This window comes from Salinimicrobium profundisediminis (genome assembly GCF_026241755.1).
In the GTDB taxonomy this organism is placed as follows: Bacteria; Bacteroidota; Bacteroidia; order Flavobacteriales; family Flavobacteriaceae; genus Salinimicrobium; species Salinimicrobium profundisediminis.
In genome coordinates this window covers 129,259-147,494 of record NZ_JAPJDA010000009.1, presented here as the reverse complement: position 1 = coordinate 147,494, position 18,236 = coordinate 129,259, and the positions used below count along the sequence as shown (strand labels likewise).

At 38.8% G+C, this 18,236-nt stretch carries 15 protein-coding genes; 9 read left to right on the top strand and 6 right to left on the bottom strand.

Translation table 11 applies throughout. The features are described 5' to 3' along the window. Nucleotides 1-95: 95 nt before the first annotated feature. The gene (locus OQ279_RS07210; RefSeq protein ID WP_266069192.1) at nt 96-1,229 is read right to left on the bottom strand and encodes a TlpA disulfide reductase family protein; all 1,134 of its coding nucleotides are present in this window, start codon (nt 1,227-1,229) and stop codon (nt 96-98) included. 122 nt (nt 1,230-1,351) lie between these two features. Here OQ279_RS07210 and OQ279_RS07205 point away from each other — a divergent pair, with 122 nt between their 5' ends. After that, nucleotides 1,352-3,802 (top strand): GAF domain-containing protein, encoded by a 2,451-nt coding sequence (locus tag OQ279_RS07205; RefSeq protein WP_266069191.1) that lies wholly within the window; start codon nt 1,352-1,354, stop codon nt 3,800-3,802. Here OQ279_RS07205 and OQ279_RS07200 read toward each other — a convergent pair. Further along, on the bottom strand, nt 3,719-4,909 hold the full coding sequence (locus OQ279_RS07200; RefSeq protein WP_266069190.1) for a Pycsar system effector family protein: 1,191 nt from the start codon (nt 4,907-4,909) through the stop codon (nt 3,719-3,721). The two genes, OQ279_RS07205 and OQ279_RS07200, sit on opposite strands and share 84 nt — an antisense overlap. 55 nt (nt 4,910-4,964) lie before the next feature. Here OQ279_RS07200 and OQ279_RS07195 point away from each other — a divergent pair, with 55 nt between their 5' ends. Beyond that, the gene (locus OQ279_RS07195; RefSeq protein ID WP_266069189.1) at nt 4,965-8,687 is read left to right on the top strand and encodes a metallophosphoesterase; all 3,723 of its coding nucleotides are present in this window, start codon (nt 4,965-4,967) and stop codon (nt 8,685-8,687) included. Between the two features lie 669 nt (nt 8,688-9,356). Here OQ279_RS07195 and OQ279_RS07190 read toward each other — a convergent pair. The 4 genes from OQ279_RS07190 to OQ279_RS07175 all read right to left on the bottom strand — a co-directional run bounded on the left by OQ279_RS07190 (nt 9,357) and on the right by OQ279_RS07175 (nt 11,375). Next, nucleotides 9,357-10,256: a mechanosensitive ion channel family protein gene (locus tag OQ279_RS07190; RefSeq protein WP_266069188.1), complete on the bottom strand. Its 900-nt coding sequence runs from the start codon at nt 10,254-10,256 to the stop codon at nt 9,357-9,359. A 6-nt stretch (nt 10,257-10,262) separates the two neighbouring features. Next, complete coding sequence (locus OQ279_RS07185; protein ID WP_266069187.1) at nt 10,263-10,754, bottom strand: Dps family protein; 492 nt, start codon at nt 10,752-10,754, stop codon at nt 10,263-10,265. A gap of 65 nt (nt 10,755-10,819) precedes the next feature. After that, nucleotides 10,820-11,143, bottom strand: a complete 324-nt coding sequence (locus tag OQ279_RS07180) for a phosphoribosylpyrophosphate synthetase (RefSeq protein WP_266069186.1) — start codon at nt 11,141-11,143, stop codon at nt 10,820-10,822. 88 nt (nt 11,144-11,231) lie between these two features. Continuing rightward, entirely contained in the window at nt 11,232-11,375 is a 144-nt protein-coding gene (locus OQ279_RS07175; protein ID WP_266069185.1) for a hypothetical protein, read from the bottom strand. Nucleotides 11,376-11,487: 112 nt separating this feature from the next. Here OQ279_RS07175 and OQ279_RS07170 point away from each other — a divergent pair, with 112 nt between their 5' ends. The 7 genes from OQ279_RS07170 to OQ279_RS07140 all read left to right on the top strand — a co-directional run bounded on the left by OQ279_RS07170 (nt 11,488) and on the right by OQ279_RS07140 (nt 18,224). Further along, complete coding sequence (locus OQ279_RS07170; RefSeq protein ID WP_266069184.1) at nt 11,488-12,492, top strand: LacI family DNA-binding transcriptional regulator; 1,005 nt, start codon at nt 11,488-11,490, stop codon at nt 12,490-12,492. A gap of 94 nt (nt 12,493-12,586) precedes the next feature. Next, nucleotides 12,587-13,582, top strand: a complete 996-nt coding sequence (locus tag OQ279_RS07165; protein WP_266069183.1) for an SDR family oxidoreductase — start codon at nt 12,587-12,589, stop codon at nt 13,580-13,582. Nucleotides 13,583-13,591: 9 nt separating this feature from the next. Beyond that, a complete protein-coding gene (locus tag OQ279_RS07160; protein WP_266069182.1) occupies nt 13,592-14,872 on the top strand; it encodes a nucleotide sugar dehydrogenase in 1,281 nt (426 codons plus the stop codon). 278 nt (nt 14,873-15,150) lie between these two features. Then, nucleotides 15,151-15,333 carry a four helix bundle protein gene (locus tag OQ279_RS07155; RefSeq protein ID WP_306419753.1) on the top strand — a complete coding sequence of 61 codons (183 nt, stop codon included), beginning with the start codon at nt 15,151-15,153 and terminating at the stop codon, nt 15,331-15,333. A gap of 140 nt (nt 15,334-15,473) precedes the next feature. Continuing rightward, nucleotides 15,474-16,868 (top strand): nucleotide sugar dehydrogenase, encoded by a 1,395-nt coding sequence (locus OQ279_RS07150; protein WP_266069181.1) that lies wholly within the window; start codon nt 15,474-15,476, stop codon nt 16,866-16,868. A gap of 101 nt (nt 16,869-16,969) precedes the next feature. Continuing rightward, nucleotides 16,970-17,770, top strand: a complete 801-nt coding sequence (gene cysQ, locus OQ279_RS07145) for a 3'(2'),5'-bisphosphate nucleotidase CysQ (protein ID WP_266069180.1) — start codon at nt 16,970-16,972, stop codon at nt 17,768-17,770. Then, nucleotides 17,760-18,224, top strand: a complete 465-nt coding sequence (locus OQ279_RS07140; protein ID WP_266069179.1) for a DUF2061 domain-containing protein — start codon at nt 17,760-17,762, stop codon at nt 18,222-18,224. The genes cysQ and OQ279_RS07140 overlap by 11 nt, the downstream gene beginning before the upstream one ends. Nucleotides 18,225-18,236: the final 12 nt, after the last annotated feature.

Here is an 18,236-nt window from a genome sequence, read left to right as displayed (position 1 = left end):
TTTCTGCTCATACTTTAAAAATAAGCAGCTCCACCTTTTTATACAAAAAAAGACTGCCTTTTCAGACAGCCTCTTTTTGCTTTTTATGCACTTTATTAATTAGAAGAGGAGTTGTTTAGAACTTCTCCAACCTTTTGACCCAGGGCATCACCTCTTAGATCTTTGGCAATGATCTTCCCATTCTCATCCAGTAAAAAGGCAGCAGGGATAGCACGAATACCATAATCAACTGCAACAGGATCCTGCCAGAACATCAGGTTTGAGACATGGTTCCAAGCTCCAAGATTATCATCTTCAATAGCCTGGATCCACTTGTCTTTTTGGCCGGGACGATCCAGAGAGACCTGGATAATATTAAATCCCTGGTCGTGATATTTTTTATAAACTTCAACAATATTGGGGTTTTCAACTCTACAGGGTTTACACCATGAGGCCCAGAAATCTACCAGAGTAACTTTTCCAAGAGCGTCGTTAAGCGCGAGTTCATTTCCTTCAGGTGTAGGGGCACTAAATTCTGGCGCCTTGCTTCCTACAGCGGTCTTGCTCATTTTGTCAAGCCTTGTCTTTACGATTTTTGCCAGAGGGAGTTCCTTAACTTCAGGACTTAGCTGCTCGTAAAATCCTTTTAATTCAGCAGAAGAATAGGCTGAAGTGTTTAGCATATCCTGGAGGATCATTACCGATACAATAGAATTGGGGTTTGATTCAACTAGACTTGCTTTGGTTTGTTTGTCTTCTTCAAATAGCTGCTCCTGGAACGCCTGAAGGTTTTGCAGGGCAACAGAGTCTTTGTTCATCATGGCTTCCCTCGCGGCATTGCGGTGTTCTCCCATTTTTTTGCTTACTCCTTTTACACTTTTAAGATAAGTTGAAAGCACTTCGTTATCTGGTCCGCCCGATATTTCAGAAGAATAAATACTGTCTGGATATACCGTAAATTCAACAGGAGAATTGCCTGCTATATAAACTACATTACCCCGGGTTCCTTCTACAGTAAGAAAACTAATGGTAGGTTGTTCTTTTTCAGGTAAGTCAAGTTCAAACTTTCCCTCTTTTATTTCTATAGTATCAATATGTACTACCTGGGTGTTGCTGTCATTTAATTCAGAAATGATGAGCTTTTGCCCGTCTGGGGCATTTTGGACTGTTCCGCTAATCTGGTATCCTTCATTTTCACTTTCGCAAGCAGCCATGAGAATCACGAGTCCGGCTAATAATATTTTACGCATAATTTGTTACATTTTCGACAAAAATAAGGAAGATAGGGGAGAGAAAGGATCGAAAGAGATAAATTAATGTTAATATGAAGAAGTCCTTCAGGGCAGGGGGTAAAATCCTTTAATTTTAACACATGAAGCATCAAAAGGAATTTCCACTGGAAATAAAGATAAGTTTCCACAAGATCATACAGGAATATCGTCATCAGCTCCAAGAAGAGTCGAGTAAGATATCTAAAGATTATCTCGAAAATATGCTGGAGTACATTTCCACTTTTCCTGCTTTGGAAGAAGGGATACTAAAATCTGAAGATCTCAAAAGGTACAAAGACCCCATAAGGATTTTAATGAAAGATCTTTTTCCTGAAATTCTATCTGATACGCAGATCAAAGCCATTTCGGTACCATTTCATAACCTGATTTTTAACTCTACCCAAAAATTCAGGAAAATACTGGCAGGGGCAGGTAATAATTTTACCTTGAATATGAGGAATCTTAATCATGATCTTGATTATATCTATGCCTGTATCCTTATTCTAAATAAATACTATGGCTACGATATAGATTTTTCAAGACCTTTTTATTACGATATACCCGATGAAAATGGCATTTTAAGGCACTATAGAATTGAGCTCGATTCTAATTTTATGGAGCTTGAACCTGGAAAAAGCGCCAGGGAAATTACTAAAGAAGATGTTGATGAGTTAATTCAGAATATTGAAAACATTTCTTTGTGGAAAGAAAAATTTCCACCCAACAGCTGGATTTTTAAAGGGTTTACCATCATCTCCCTTACCGATGTGACTGTAGATGATGCAATTTCTGACCTTAAGACTACGCTATTGCAAAGAAATACCTCCGGGAAGGAAGAGATGGAGAAGTTTGAAGAAATCTTTAAGTCTATATATAAGATTCCCAATCTTCGGATAGGATTTACGATGTACAATGAACAGGATTCTGTTTTTGAACGAATGATAGGGAACCGTTCTCCCAGTTTTTTGCTTCAGGAGAGAAAAATATTAAACTGCAAAAAGGTGCTTGGGGAGGAAGCTTATCATAGCCTGGTGGACGAACATAAATACTTTAGCATTCCCAATGTTGAAAAATATTCAGGTAAAGCTTCAGAAAACCTTCTTATAAAATCTCTTGTTGATGCAGGTGTCAAAAGTGCCATTATAGCACCCATTGCCAAAAACAATGTTTTGCTGGGGCTGCTGGAGTTGGTGTCTTTTGAAAAGAACGAACTCAATAGTATCAATGCGACAAAGCTGGAAGATATTTTGCCATATATCGTCACAGCGGTAGAACGAAGTAAATCTGAATTTGAAAACCGGGTGAAAGCCGTTATACAAAGTGAATGTACATCTATTCATCCCAGCGTACTCTGGATCTTTGAAATGGAAGCCCGTAAGTTCATAAGAGATCTTGATGAAGATGGGCTTGCATCTTTTAAAGATATCACTTTTGAAGATGTTTATCCTTTATATGGAGAGATAGATATCGTGGCTTCTTCGGAAGCAAGGAATGATGCTATTCAGAAAGACCTGCTCGATCAACTTGAGTCTATTGAAAAGATTGTATGTGAAGCCGAAGAAACTGAAAAGCTGGATATCTACGAGCAGGTGAAATTCCGGATTAAAGAATTTAAAGATGATTTGGCCGGCAGCCTAAGTACTTCCAGTGAACAGAAGGTATTCAACTTATTACAAAGGGAAATTAACCCTGTAATGGATCATATAGAAAAGCAGACACCTCATTTAGAAGAACAGGTGAAATTATACCGGAAAAATATCAACTCCGAAACCGGTATAATCTATAACCATCGTAAAAATTATGACGAGGCGGTGCAACAAATAAACCGTACAATGTCAAGATATATTGACCGGCGGCAAATAGATGCGCAGGAGATTTACCCACATTACTTTGAGAGATATAAAACAGATGGGGTTGAACATAATATTTACATAGGTGCATCTCTTTCAAATAAGAAAATAAAACCTTTTGACGAGGTTTATCTTTTTAATCTGCGGTTATGGCAATTAACCACCATGTGTGAAATGGAAAACAGGTTCTACCAGATTCAGGAAAAGATGCCGCTAAAGCTGCAGGCTGCTTCTCTAATCCTTGTGTACAATACCACTCTTTCTATACGGTATAGAATGGATGAGAAGCAATTTGATGTTGATGGTACTTATAATGCGAGGTATGAGATCATTAAAAAAAGGATTGATAAAGCCAATATTAAAGGAACTGAGGAAAGGGTGACGCAAAAGGGCAAAATTGCCATTGTTTATTCCAACAGAAAAGATGAAAGAGAGTATTTGCGTTACATCAAATATCTCCAGTCTAAAAAATACCTTGGAGACAAAGTAGAGAAACTGGAACTCGAAGATGTTCAGGGGGTGATAGGGCTCAAGGCGCTGAGGGTGGAAGTTTTATACCACCTGGAAAGTGAACAACACGAAGAGCAGGTTTTTACATATGAAGATCTTGAAAAAGTTCTAGGCAAGGTAGTAAGTGGCGATAAAGCTGAGCACAGAAAGAATAATTCCTACCATGAAAATGGTATAAGTAATCCGCAATAAATAATACTTGCGGTTAAGTACCACTCCCAGCATATAAAGATCTTTCATTAAAGATTCATAAACATCGCTTTGGTTTTCAAGTATTTCGTGCATGGCCCATTCAAACTGCTCGTAAGGCATACGGTGAAAGTTTCCGAAGAACAGCACGTTTACCTCCCCATTTTTAATTTGCTCCCGGGTAAATTCCCCCGATGTCACATTAGGTCTTGTAGACATTATAGCTCCTATTATTGATGCTACACTAAAGATCATGAGAATAAAAATAGGGATCATAATTGCCGGACTAGAAGTCTCGGGTGTGGCAAGATCTGGAATGAAGTTGGCAATGGCCAGGGAAATAATAATGGCATTGACCGAGAGCAGAATGTTTGCTTTAGCATCAGCTATGTCGCTTAATTTTAGGTGGTTGCGCATGGTTACTCTAAAAAGGGTTTGAATCCCCCTGTCTGCGCTCTTATCCTTATATTTTATTTTAAGGCGGGCTTTGGCTTCTTCTTTAGCCAGTTTCTTTTTTGCCTTTCTTTCTTTATTAAGCAGGTCGTAAAGGTTCTTATCTTTTTGCTCTTTCCAGTTTTCTCTTGCGTAGGTGGTGTAGAATTCATGTCTCTCTGTAAAGAGCTCAATGTTTTTCTCAATCCATTCCTGGTGTGAGTAGTTTTTTATTTTCTGTAGTTTTAGCTCCTGCCGAAGAAATTCACTGGTTTCTTCGAAGTAATCTTTCGCTAAATGTGAGGTGTCGGCATCCTTAATGATCTTTTCAGCAAGGTCTTTAGGTTCGGCTTGCATTCTTGTTGCCATAATGAGCTTAGAGACAGTATCAATAAGATCCTGTTCTGCATTCTGTTCTTGCAGCCAGCTTTTGGCTATTTCAACACTTTCTTCTTCATGCCCAGCATACTTCTCTGTGTAACCCGTGTCATGTAGCCATGCAGCGAGGATCAGGGGCTCTTCCTGTTTAACATGAATTTGAGATTTTTCAATTAATTCTTTAGTACTTTTAACTACCCTCTGAGTGTGTTTAAAGTTATGATAAATGAATGTATTGGGTAGTTTTTTACTGAATAGATCCTGTACGAATTTTTCAGCTTTACCAGTAAGAGTTGTCATTCAGTTGTGGTTAGATTTTCACCAAATTACAAAAAAATCCCCCCAATAATTTTGTATGAGAAAAAATAACATATTTCTAACACTGGCCCTGTTTATTGCAATTACAGGCTGTTCACCACATATTAATCAGCTTTACTTTGCCGAAGATGAACCTTCAGAAGATTTTGGTTATCCCCAGGAAAAGGAGATTGAAAAATCTTTTTATTTATTGGGAGATGGAGGTTATTCACCTCCGGGAGGTTCTTCAGAAGCTTTACTTGCTTTTAAAACCTATATAGATTCTGTAAAACAGAAGGGCAATTACACTATTTTTCTTGGTGATAACGTGTATCCCGCCGGTCTGGTTTCCGAAGATCATCCCGAAAGAGAGCTCATGGAATACCGTATTGATGCTCAAATAGATGCTGTAGAGAACTATGAAGGCAACCTCTTCTTTGTACCCGGCAACCACGACTGGTATGCACAGGGATTAGTTGGGCTGGAACGCCAGGCCGATTATCTTCGGGAGAAGCTGGAGAGAGAGGATGTTTTCTTTCCTGAAGCCGGTTGTGGCTTGACCTCTATTGAGGTAACAGAGAATATCCAGGTGCTGGTGGCCGATTCCCAGTGGTTCCTCGAAGATTGGGATAAACATCCAAAGATCAATGATGATTGTGACGAAATAAAGACCAGAGAAGCCTTTTTTCAGGAGATTGATAGTGAGTTAAAGAAAAATCAGACAAAGACGGTGGTTTTTGTAATTCATCATCCTCTATACACTAATGGACTACATGGCGGAAACTTCAGTTTAACCGACCATCTATATCCTACTCAACGAAAACTGCCCCTGCCCATTCTTGGTACTTTGGCAAATTTTATTAGAACTACAGGAGGTGTTACCAGTACCGATCTTCAAAATGAGAGATATAAAGGAATGAGAAAACGCATTGAAACTATTGCTTCCCGGTGGGGTAATGTAGTATTTGTTTCGGGCCATGATCACTCCTTACAATATATAGAGCACGACAAGGTAAAGCAAATTGTTTCGGGCTCAGCATCCAAAGCTTCTTATGTGGGGCTGGGGAGCGATGGTTTATTCGCCTATTCAGGTCAGGGCTTTGCCGCTCTCGATATTTTTAAAGATGGTTCTTCGTGGGTAAGCGTCTATGGCAGTGAAGAAAAGAAACCTAAGCTTTTATACCAAAAAGAAGTCATCGCTGCGCCGCAACCTTTTAGTACCGACACATTATCAACTTCATTTCCCCAAACTATACAGGCCTCAGTGTATAAACCTGCAGACACTGATGTGTCAGCGACTTACGAAAGTATTTGGGGGGACAGGTACAGGGATCTTTATGGAACCCAGGTAGAAGTTCCTGTTGCCATACTCGATACTTTGTACGGCGGACTCACAGTAGAACGTGCCGGGGGAGGGCATCAAACCCGATCTCTTAGATTAAAAGATGCCCAGGGCAGAGATTATAACCTGAGAGCTCTAGAGAAAAGCGCCGTGCAATTTATCCAGACGGTGGCTTACAAAGACACACCTGTAGAGACAAAGTTTGAAAATACCCTTGCAGAAGATGTGATCAAAGATTTTTATACTTCTGCCCATCCTTATGCCTTCCTGGCTATTCCGAAATTATCAGATGCAGCCGGAATTTATCATACCAATCCACAAATATTTTACGTCCCAAAGCAAAAAGCTTTGGGAGATTTCAACAGCGAATATGGAGATGAGCTTTATATGATCGTGGAGCGCCCTGAAGAGGGCTGGGTTGGATATGAATCTTTTGGCAGCCCCAACCACGATATAGAAAGTACATCGGGCGTGTTTGAGCGGTTGCGGCGTGATGAAAAATATACCCTGGACGAAGCTGCGTATATAAGAGCAAGAATTTTTGACATGCTGGTAGGCGATTGGGACAGGCACGAAGATCAATGGCGGTGGGCCGAAATTGAAGATGAAGATGGGAATCATCTCTTTAAGCCAATTCCCCGCGATAGAGATCAGGTTTTTTCAAATTTTGACGGCGCCTTCTTTAATACCTTAAGAGGTTTGACCGGTTTTGCCAATCAATTTGCTGTTTATGATGAAGACATCAGCAATATTGAATGGTTCAATTCGGCTGCAGTTGGTTTGGACAGAAGCCTTATCCAGAATTCTCCAAAGGAAGAGTGGCTGCAGCAGGCAAAATACCTTCAGGAGCATATTACAGATGAAGTAATTGAAGAAGCCTTTGAAGAACTTCCGAAGGAAACCCATGGAGAAGCCACTCAGCGGATTATTAAAAACCTGAAAGCAAGAAGAAACAATATTGTTGATATTGCTGAAAGGTACTATAATTATTTTGCGAAATATGCTATGATCACTGCAACAGATAAAGATGATCATATCGAAATTGAACGCCTTCCTGAAGGAAAAACCCGGGTAACAATTTACAGGATCAAAGACGGTAAAAAGGCCGATGTTGTGAGCAGTAGGGTTTATGATCCCAATGTAACGCATGAACTCTGGGTCTATGGTCTTGATGATGATGATATATTTGAGGTTTCTGGAGATGCACCTGCAAAAATTCTGGTAAGGATCATCGGTGGTCAAAACAACGATATTTACAGGATCAAAAATGGCAAAAAAGTTAAGGTTTATGATCACGAGTCCCTTCCTAATACTGTAGAGATCAACGATGGTGCAGATATTACCTTTACCGATGACTATGAAGTGAATGTCTTCGATAAAGATCGTAAGGTTTATTCATCAAGTTCTGTGCTTCCCGCCGTGGGATACAATCCAGATGATGGTTTCCAGGTAGGTCTAAGTGCGACTTTCAGTAAATATGGCTTCCGCAGGAATCCTTTTACCGCTCAACATAAGTTTAGGGCCGGGTATTATTTTGCCACTCAAAGTTTTGATTTAAGGTACCGGGGTGAATTTGCTAATGTTTTTGGCGGATATAACTTCCTGTTAAAAGCACATTTTACGAATCCCAGCTACACCCGTAATTTCTTCGGAATGGGAAATGAGACAGAAAATTTTGAAGAGGAATTGGGGAAAGAATTCAACAGAGTGCGCATTAGCAGGATAGGTGGAGAAGCCGGTATTGTGAAAAATACCCCTTTTGGTCGTTACTATCAGTTAACTGCATCTTTTGAAGGGGTACAGATCGAGGAAAGTACAAATCGTTTTCTTTCTGAATCATACATGAAGGACACCAACTTTTTTGACCGCCAGTATTTTACCGGTCTTGAAGGAGTTTTTAGATACGAAAGTTATGATGACATCCTTAATCCTACTAATGGTATGAAATTCGAATTTATTGGCGGCGGAAAAATTAATACAGGTGAAACTGACAATATTTATGGATATGTCGCACCATATCTCGAATTCTACAAAGCCGTGAGCCGTAATGATAAGTTGGTAATCAATTCTCGGGTGAATGCCGAAGTGCTTTGGGGAGACGATTTTGAATTCTACCAGGCTGCTACAATAGGTGGCGCCGAAAGCTTGAGAGGTTTTAGAGAAGAAAGATTTTCTGGTGAAAGTGCTTTTGTTTGGGGTAACGATTTGAGGTATAGTTTTGAGGAGTTTAAGACCTCGTTTGTGCCTTTTCAAATAGGTGTTTTTGCAGGTTACGACCTTGGTAGGGTATGGCTTGATGGCGAAGACAGCAACCTGTGGCATGATAGCTATGGCGGCGGATTGTGGGTGACAGGGGCAGAGGCTGTTTCGGCTAAATTAAATCTGTTTACTGGAGGCGAAAAACTGCGTTTCAGTTTTAGTGTGGGTATGAGCTTCTAATTTCTACGGAAGTAAAATAGATTCTGAATATATGAAGGATGATCCCTGAATATTACAGGATAGCTGAAGCCATTCTTATGAACAAGTGAAGACGATGAAGTAAAGATTGGAGATACAAAAATAGCTTTTCAGCCTGCATTTTAAAGAATAGAATGCGGGTTGAAAAGTGAATTAATCACTTTTAAAAGCCTTCCTGTTTTTGCCATTTTTGAAGGGTGAGGTTCGTGTTTTTTCAACAGTTATGATCTTCAGGATCAAAAATGTGCTTACACTTGAAGAGTTTTCAGTATAGAAATAGCTTCTCCTTGGCAACTTTCAAAAAATACCTTTAGTTTTTGACATTTTTGAAGGGGAAATTATAGATTATTCGAAGCTACATTAAGCTACATCAATTTTAGGCTGGGAAAACAGGCAAAATTAATCTTTCAGTTTCTGTTTTTCCAATAAATATCTTCTTATCGGTTAACTTCCAAAAATGTTTTACTTTTTTGCCATTTTTGAAGGGTGAGGCTCGTGTTTTTTTCAGCAGTTATGATTTTCAGGTTCAAAAATCTGCTTAAACTTAAAGGGTTTTAGCATAGAAATAGCTTCTCCTTGGCAACTTCCAAAAATGCCTTTTGTTTTTGCCATTTTTGAAGGGGGAGATGGGTAAATCTTTTAAAATGTGAATTATGCATCTCCTTCCGCAGAAGGTTTTTGAATATTGAGTCTGTTGTTGAATTCGAGTGTACGAATTGGGAAAGGAATATTAATATCGTGTTGGTCATACACCTTCTTAATGGCAATAATGGCACTACTCCTGGCAAAAAGAATGTCCCTGTTGTTGGTTGCAGCACTCCAGAATCTCACTACAAAATTGATTGAGCTGTCGCCAAATTCATTGTACATAAACTCTACTTCTTCTCCCTTCTTTTGAGGAAAAAGTTCTGAGATTGTATTTAGTGTAATGGTTTTTACAAGTTCAAGATCTGAATTGTAAGCCACGCCACAACTCACAGTGATCCTGGAACGTGAGGTACGGGAAAAATTTTTAAAAGGGGCGTCTATGACCTGGGAATTAGGAATAACAACATAATTATTATCGGCTTCCCTAATGACGATACTTCTCAGGTTGATTTCCACGACCCTTCCGGCAAAACCGTTGTTTTCAATCCAGTCGCCAATTTGTAACTCCGGAAGAAAACTTAGCAGGATTCCTGAAAAGGTATTATTTAGTGTGCCCTGCAGTGCCAAACCTACTGCTAAACCCACGACCCCGGCACCAGCCAGTACAGACGTGAGGATAGTATTTAGATTGAGTAAACCAAGGGCAACAAAGAAACCTATGGCAATGACAACTACCTTGAGGATCTTAATGGTGATCTCCCGTATAGAGGCCTGTCTTACTTTATATCTAAGGAGCTTATCGAGAAGTTTTCCCAGGTATTTGGCAGCCAGGACAAAAAGAATAAAGACCAGAACGGCCAAAATGAAATTAGGCAAACCCAGGATTATAGAATCCAGCCATTCGCCTAATTTCGTCCAAATTCCTTCTACGGAATTTTGTATGTCAAATTCTTCTTGCGACATTTAGTTTTATACCGGCTTATGTTGTTCTGCAGTTTTCATTTTCCAGGCATCCAACATCCAGCTGGTCTTCTCAAGCTCCCTAATGTAAGCACCAATAAGGTCTATAGTACCTTCATCACCTCCTTTTTCGGCTACCTGCACTACCTGTCGCATCTGTTTTAAGATTGTGCCATGATCCTTAAGTAGGTTCTCAATCATCTTTGAATCGGAAAGATCTGACTCTGATTCTTTTAGATTAGATTTCTTTAGATATTCACTTAAATTGCTGGTGGGTTGGTACCTTAAAGTAAGTATGCGCTCTGCAATCTCATCAATTTTTATTTTAGCATCATCGTACAGCTCTTCAAATTTTTCATGAAGGTCAAAGAAATTCTTACCAATTACATTCCAGTGGTAATTACGGAGTTTTTGATAATATAAATGATAATCGGCTAAAAGAACATTAAGTTCCTGAACTGTATTTGACGTCTCTTTGGCGTCTAAACCTAAGTAACTCATAGTTTTTATTTATGGTTTTGTTATTTACTATTCAAATATACGATAATTATGCTGTAAATACAAGCTTATTCTGAAGTAGGACGGTTGCTCTTGAGGTCCAGTTTTTTAAGTAATTCTTCTGAAATTTGTCCTGAAGAATAGTTGTACCCATCAAGTAGCACTCCTTTTCTTCCCGAAGAAGTTGTGATGGCATATAAAGTAGCTTCATCACCGGGATTTGAAGGGCCTTCAAACCGATAGACCTCATCTACAACAAAATCCTGAGACAGAAATTTTTCTCTTTCTTCAGGAGATTTTAGTTCCTCATCGAGAAGGTTGAAATCTTCTTCATATCCTTCTTCGGTGCGAAGCATGTTGAGGGTCTGTGATAGGGTTCCTTTTTGTTTCATTATGCGCTTATTTTGGTTCAGGATTAAATTACGCTCCTAATTTGGTGTTTGCAAAGATATGCGCTGGATTAGTAATAATTTAACGCAGCTACTTCCTGCCATCTTTATTCCTGAAATCCCATAGTCCAAGAGGTATGGCTAAAAAGAAAAAGAAATACCACCCCGTAATGATGCCAAAGATGGTGATGAGAGCAGCAATAACATATAACCAATCACTTCTGAAAAACTTCATTTTTTACGCAACTTTACTGTAATTTATAAAAAAGCCCTTAAGTTTGAAACAAAAAATGCAGAATTTCACCCGGCTTTATTAAATTTGTAACTAACCCCTATATGCTTTTTAAATGAAAACCAGAATTACCCTCAAGGAATTGGCCAAATTACTGAACGTTTCTGTTTCGACAGTTTCGAAAGCTTTAAATGACAGTCCCGAGATCAGTCCGAAAACAATTGAAAGGGTAAAAGAACTTGCTGCCCTTCATAAATACCGTCCTAATCCAACTGCGGTCAATTTAAAAAGCAGTAAAAGCGGAACTATTGGTGTGCTGATTCCAAATATTGCAAATTCTTTTTTTGCTAAAGTGCTTTCAGGAATGGAGGCGCGTGCACAACGAGAGGGTTTACAGGTGATTACTTATATTTCAAATGAATCACATGATCGGGAAAAGCAAATATCTGAGATGCTAACTGCCGGTTTTGTAGATGGTGTTCTAATAGCTATAGCCGAAGAAACACAAAGAAAAAAGGATTTTGAACATATTAAAAATATCATTCAATATGATATTCCGGTTGTGCTTTACGACCGCATCGATTTTGATATGCCTGTAGATAAAGTAGGAATAGATGATGTAAAGGTATTTTATGATGCCACACGGGATCTTCAAAATAAAGGATTGAAAAAGATAGGTTTGGCTACCTCTGTACATCATATGGGGGTGGGTAAAGCCCGAATAGAAGGTTATAAGAATGCTTTAAGGGAAGATGATACCTTTTATTTAGCAAATTCAGCCAACTTGCAAAGTTTGAAAGAAAAGACTCTCAAAATGCTATTGGAAGATAGGGTGGAAGCGGTTTTATGTAGTGATTTTGACAGTACTATGCTTACCTATAGACTGGCTTTTGAGAATGGCTTAAGAATACCAGAAGACCTTAAAATAATTGGATTTATTCGTGGGGGGCTTGCAAAATATCTCACTCCCTCTGTTAGCTTTGTAGATCAATCTCCCGACAAGATTGGAGCAAAGGCGATGGATATCCTTATCAACCGAATCAATAAAAAAAATACAGGTCCAAAAGAAAAGATACTCATTGCAACAGAAGTGGTGCATTATGAGTCGACTCAATTTTAAAATAATGAAGTTCTTTAAGAGGAAATTAGTAAATACCTTTTATGAAAATTTTACCTTTGGCACGTAAAATTTAAACCAACCCAAATTTCATTTAATGAACAGCAAACAATTTGAATTGCTCAGTTCTTCAAAAGTATTAGTTACAGGTGGTGCAGGATTTATTGGCTCTAACTTATGTGAAGCGCTCCTGGATTTAAATGCCAATGTAGTATGTCTCGATAATTTCGCAACTGGAAAAAGAGAGAATCTTTCAGCAATTAAAGATCATGAAAATTTCACTTTAATAGAAGGAGATATTCGTAACCTTGAGGATTGCAAAAAGGCCGTTTCCGGAGTAGATTTTGTCTTACATGAGGCGGCATTAGGATCTGTTCCAAGATCTATAAATGATCCAATAACCAGTAATGATGTAAATATTTCAGGTTTTCTCAATATGCTGATAGCCTCGCGTGATGCCGGGGTTAAAAGGTTTGTTTATGCAGCCAGTTCTTCTACTTATGGCGATTCTGAAGCACTTCCGAAGGTTGAAGATCACATTGGCAAACCTTTATCACCTTATGCTATTACAAAATACGTAAATGAGCTGTATGCCGATATCTTTCATTCCACATACGGATTGGACACTGTTGGGCTTCGTTATTTTAATGTTTTTGGAAGAAAACAGGATCCTCACGGTGCTTATGCCGCTGTGATCCCTAAGTTCGTAATTCAGTTTATGAATCACGAGAGTCCGGTCATTAATGGAGATGGTACCTACTCCAGGGATTTCACTTACATAGACAATGTGATTCAAATGAACCTGCTTGCTTTGACTACAGACAATAAAGAAGCACTAAATCAGGTTTATAACACTGCAGTAGGCGACAGGACAAATCTCAAGGAGTTGACCCAGCTACTTAAAGAATACCTTTCAAAATATGATCCAGAGATTGCTAATGTAGAAGTTGAGTATGGCCCAAATCGAGCGGGAGATATTCCGCATTCCCTGGCTTCTATTGATAAAGCTAAAACTTTATTAGGGTATGATCCACAATACAAAATAGAAGCTGGGCTAAAAGAAGCTGTGGACTGGTATTATAAGAATTTATAGAAAGTAAATATGAAAAATAAAAAAATAGCTGTAGTAGGACTTGGTTATGTCGGCCTGCCGTTGGCAAGATTATTCGCAACAAAATATTCTGTTGTAGGATTTGATATTAATAAAAAAAGAGTTGAAGAGCTACGTCAGGGAAAGGATACCACCTTAGAGGTGGAGAATGATGTTCTTCAATCTGTACTTAAAGAGAGTCCTTCAGAAGATAATGGACTTTTTTGTAGTGCAAATCTGGAAGATATTAAAGATTGTAGCTATTACGTGATCACCGTACCGACTCCGGTTGACAAAAACAACCGCCCCGATCTTACACCTTTGTACAAGAGCAGTGAATCTGTTGGGAAGGTATTAGAAAAAGGTGATATAGTGATATATGAATCGACAGTATTTCCTGGAGCTACTGAAGATGAATGTGTCCCTGTTTTAGAGAAATCTAGCGGACTTAAATTCAATGAGGATTTCTTTGTAGGTTATTCTCCTGAAAGGATAAATCCGGGAGATAAGGAACATACGGTTGAAAAGATCCTAAAAGTGACTGCAGGATCAACACCCGAAGTTGGGAAAAAGGTAGATGAGCTTTACGCTTCAGTTATTACAGCCGGAACTCATCTCGCGCCTACTATTAAGGTGGCAGAAGCAGCAAAGGTTATTGAAAACTCTCAAAGAGATATAAATATTGCTTTTGTAAATGAGCTGGCGAAGATCTTTAACATGATGAACATTGATACCCAGGCGGTACTTGAAGCTGCCGGTACCAAGTGGAATTTCCTTCCTTTCAAACCCGGGCTTGTTGGTGGGCATTGTATAGGTGTAGATCCATATTATTTGGCGCAAAAAGCACAGGAGATAGGCTATCATCCCGAGATCATTCTGGCGGGTAGGCGCATGAATGATTCTATGGGGCAGTACGTAGCTTCGGAAGTAGTTAAATTAATGCTTCAGAATGATCAAAAGGTAAAAGGGGCGAATATTCTTGTTATGGGTATAACTTTCAAGGAGAATTGTCCTGATGTCCGTAACACTAAAGTTGTTGATGTTATTAAGAACCTGAAGGAGTATGGTACCAATGTCACAATTTATGATCCATTAGCCGATCCTGAGGAAGTGCAGCATGAATACGGACTCACTACCACCAAGGATCTTCCGCAGGAAAAATTTGAAGCTGTGGTACTCGCGGTAGCTCATAAGGAATTTCTCGATTTAGATTTGGATAAATTGAAGAATGGACAAACGGTGGTTTATGATGTTAAAGGAGTCTTGGGTAAAAAGTGTGATAAAAAGCTGTGATTAGTGGTTAGTCAATAAGGGAATGGTTAAGTGGGGGTTGGTGATTTGGGATGAACTAATTAGTGGTGGGGAAATCCGGACTAGAGAATGATCTTATTGATTAGTAAAGATATCTTGTTAGAAAAATAAAACCACTTAACTAATTTATCCGTTAACTAATTAATTCGAACCAATGGCTGACAATTTTGAAAAATTGGAGTACTGGAAGAAGTGTTTTGAGCTGAAGCTTTTAAAAAGAAAAGGTTATTACAACTTTACCGGATTCTGAAAAATTTGATTTGCGGTTGCAATTATTGAGGGCATCCTACTCAGCAACTGCAAATATTGCTGAAGGATGGTGGAGTTTTCATTACAAAGAAAACATCAAATTTCTTCTGAATGCCCGGGGATCCGTGGCTGAAATTTTAGAACATGCTATTGAAGCACGTTCCTGGAGCTATATAACAGAAGAGGTTTTATAAGGAATAAAAAATTTAACCGACCCCTGTATAAGGTTGTTGAATGGTTATATAAAATATCTAAGAAAACAGAATGAATTAAACGGCTGATTAGATAGAAGGAGGTAATCTAATTAACCAATCACCAATTAACTATAATTAAAATGAAAATAAAAAACATCTGCTGTATTGGTGCCGGTTACGTTGGTGGCCCCACAATGGCAGTAATAGCTGAAAAATGTCCGGGTGTTAAAGTAACTGTTGTTGATATCAATGAAAAAAGGATTAAACAATGGAATGATCCCGATGTAGAGAAGATTCCTATTTATGAACCCGGTCTTTCTTCTATTGTTAAGGAAACAAGAGATAAAAACCTGTTCTTTTCCACAGATGTAGATAAAGCTATTGATGAAGCCGATATGATCTTTATTTCGGTGAACACCCCCACCAAGACCTACGGAATTGGAAAAGGAATGGCGGCCGATCTCAAATATATTGAACTTTGTGCCAGGCAAATTGCTGCAGTTGCCAAAAATGACAAAATTGTCATTGAAAAATCAACATTGCCAGTTAGAACTGCAGCTGCTTTAAAGAATATCCTTGATAACACTGGGAATGGTGTTAAATATCAAATTCTTTCTAATCCAGAGTTTTTAGCTGAAGGTACAGCGGTTGAAGATTTGAAAAGTCCTGATCGGGTTTTAATTGGAGGTGATATTGAGAGTGAAGAAGGCAGGGAGGCTATGGAAGCCCTGGTTAATATTTATGCATCATGGGTACCTAAAGAAAAGATTCTTACTACCAATGTGTGGTCTTCAGAATTGTCTAAACTTACTGCAAATGCCTTTCTTGCACAGCGGGTTTCTTCTATTAATGCAATTTCAGAATTATGTGAAAAGACCGGAGCAGATGTAAATGAAGTTGCCAAAGCTGTGGGGATGGATAGTAGGGTAGGGCCTAAATTTCTTAAAGCTTCTGTAGGTTTTGGAGGTTCTTGTTTTCAGAAGGATATCTTAAACCTCGTTTATATTGCCCGAACATATAATCTCCAGGAGGTGGCAGACTATTGGGAGCAGGTGATCATTATGAATGATCATCAAAAAAGGCGTTTTGCAGCTAATATGGTCCAGACGATGTATAATACAGTGGCCGGGAAAAAGATTGCTATCTTAGGTTGGGCTTTCAAAAAAGACACCAATGATACCCGTGAATCTGCAGCTATTTATGTAGCAGATTATCTTCTGAATGAGCAGGCAGAAATAGTGGTTTATGATCCAAAAGTGACAGAAGAACAGATCTATTCAGATCTTGATTACCTCGGAAGCCGAAGTGGAGATGCCAACCGGAAAGGGGTTACTGTAGTGAAATCTTCTTATGAAGCCTGTGATAATGCACATGCCATAGCTGTACTTACAGAATGGGATGAATTCAAACAACTTGACTGGAAAAAGATTTATGATCAAATGCTTAAACCTGCATTTTTGTTCGATGGGAGAAGACTTTTAGAGCCTAAAACCAAGAAAGAGATTGGGTTTGAATTCTATGCCATTGGGAATTAAGAAAGGGAAAGAGGATCATAAAACCTATTAAAGAGATAGATCTATCTTTTTTATGATTCTCTTTCTCTGTTTCTACAGGTTTCGGTATATTTAGCCCCTCTATGAAAAATCACTTAAGAACAGCTATAGAGGCTTCCATCGCAGCCGGCAGGGAGATCATGAAAATTTATGAGCAGAAGGATCTTCAGGTTGAACTGAAGGAAGACGACTCTCCTCTAACCATTGCCGATCGACGAGCGAATGATATTATTAATGAGTTTCTAATTCCTTCCGGAATACCTGTAATAAGTGAAGAGAATATCCAACTATCTTTTGAAGAAAGAAAAAGCTGGCAAAGATGTTGGATTGTAGATCCGTTAGATGGAACCAAGGAATTTATAAAAAGAAATGGGGAGTTTACCGTCAATATTGCTTTGGTATTTGAAGGGAATCCTGTGCTGGGAGTAATTTATGCTCCTGCTCTAAAGTCGCTATATTTTGCTGAAGTATCTGAATCTAAGGCTTATCAGATAACCTTAGAAAATGAAGATTTGGATCTGGATCTGATTCTTACTAATTCAACCCAGATCTTTCCTCAACAGGCAGGATCCGAGATAAAAGTTGTGGGTAGTAGATCGCATATGAACCAGGCAACCCTTGATTTTATTGAAAAGCTCAAAGAAGAAGGGAAAGAAGTGGTAGTATTATCCAAAGGAAGTTCTCTTAAGTTTTGTTTACTTGCCGAGGGCGCAGCCCATGTTTATCCGAGATTTGGCCCAACCATGGAGTGGGATACCGCTGCCGGACAGGCTATTTGTGAAGCCGTTGGCTTTACCTGCAGATGGGCAGCTTCAGGAGAGCGTATCACCTATAACAGGGAAAACCTTAAAAACGACCATTTTTCTGTTGTTTATGAAGGATAGATCTTATAAAAGGCATTTAGCTAAAACAATTACGTGGAGAATCGTTGGAACCATGGATACTTTTTTCCTGGCCTGGATGATTTCCGGAGATCCCTTTGCAGGTCTTAAAATTGGTTTGGCCGAGGTAATAACAAAAATGACGCTATACTATTTTCATGAAAGATTATGGTTTAAAGGGGAGTTTTTGGCATCCTCAGGAAAATGGAGTAGTAGAAAAAGGCATTTTGCCAAGACTATTTCCTGGAGAATAGTAGGAACAGTAGATACTATGCTGCTTGCCTGGATAATCACAGGGAATCCTGTTACGGGATTAAAAATAGGACTGGCTGAGGTAGTGACAAAAATGTTGCTGTACTATTTTCACGAAAGAGCATGGTACAGGATTGATTATGGGGTGGCTCACAAAAGAAAATCAAAAGAATCTAAGATGAATATTCTTGCCTCAAATAAATAGAAAGCTGTCTAT

Excerpts from the sequence above, each read along its gene's own strand:
- OQ279_RS07210 (WP_266069192.1), bottom strand. The coding sequence starts at position 1,229 with ATGCGTAAAATATTATTAGCCGGACTCGTGATTCTCATGGCTGCTTGC.
- OQ279_RS07205 (WP_266069191.1), top strand. The coding sequence starts at position 1,352 with ATGAAGCATCAAAAGGAATTTCCACTGGAAATAAAGATAAGTTTCCAC.
- OQ279_RS07200 (WP_266069190.1), bottom strand. The coding sequence starts at position 4,909 with ATGACAACTCTTACTGGTAAAGCTGAAAAATTCGTACAGGATCTATTC.
- OQ279_RS07195 (WP_266069189.1), top strand. The coding sequence starts at position 4,965 with ATGAGAAAAAATAACATATTTCTAACACTGGCCCTGTTTATTGCAATT.
- OQ279_RS07190 (WP_266069188.1), bottom strand. The coding sequence starts at position 10,256 with ATGTCGCAAGAAGAATTTGACATACAAAATTCCGTAGAAGGAATTTGG.
- OQ279_RS07185 (WP_266069187.1), bottom strand. The coding sequence starts at position 10,754 with ATGAGTTACTTAGGTTTAGACGCCAAAGAGACGTCAAATACAGTTCAG.
- OQ279_RS07180 (WP_266069186.1), bottom strand. The coding sequence starts at position 11,143 with ATGAAACAAAAAGGAACCCTATCACAGACCCTCAACATGCTTCGCACC.
- OQ279_RS07175 (WP_266069185.1), bottom strand. The coding sequence starts at position 11,375 with ATGAAGTTTTTCAGAAGTGATTGGTTATATGTTATTGCTGCTCTCATC.
- OQ279_RS07170 (WP_266069184.1), top strand. The coding sequence starts at position 11,488 with ATGAAAACCAGAATTACCCTCAAGGAATTGGCCAAATTACTGAACGTT.
- OQ279_RS07165 (WP_266069183.1), top strand. The coding sequence starts at position 12,587 with ATGAACAGCAAACAATTTGAATTGCTCAGTTCTTCAAAAGTATTAGTT.
- OQ279_RS07160 (WP_266069182.1), top strand. The coding sequence starts at position 13,592 with ATGAAAAATAAAAAAATAGCTGTAGTAGGACTTGGTTATGTCGGCCTG.
- OQ279_RS07150 (WP_266069181.1), top strand. The coding sequence starts at position 15,474 with ATGAAAATAAAAAACATCTGCTGTATTGGTGCCGGTTACGTTGGTGGC.
- cysQ (WP_266069180.1), top strand. The coding sequence starts at position 16,970 with ATGAAAAATCACTTAAGAACAGCTATAGAGGCTTCCATCGCAGCCGGC.
- OQ279_RS07140 (WP_266069179.1), top strand. The coding sequence starts at position 17,760 with ATGAAGGATAGATCTTATAAAAGGCATTTAGCTAAAACAATTACGTGG.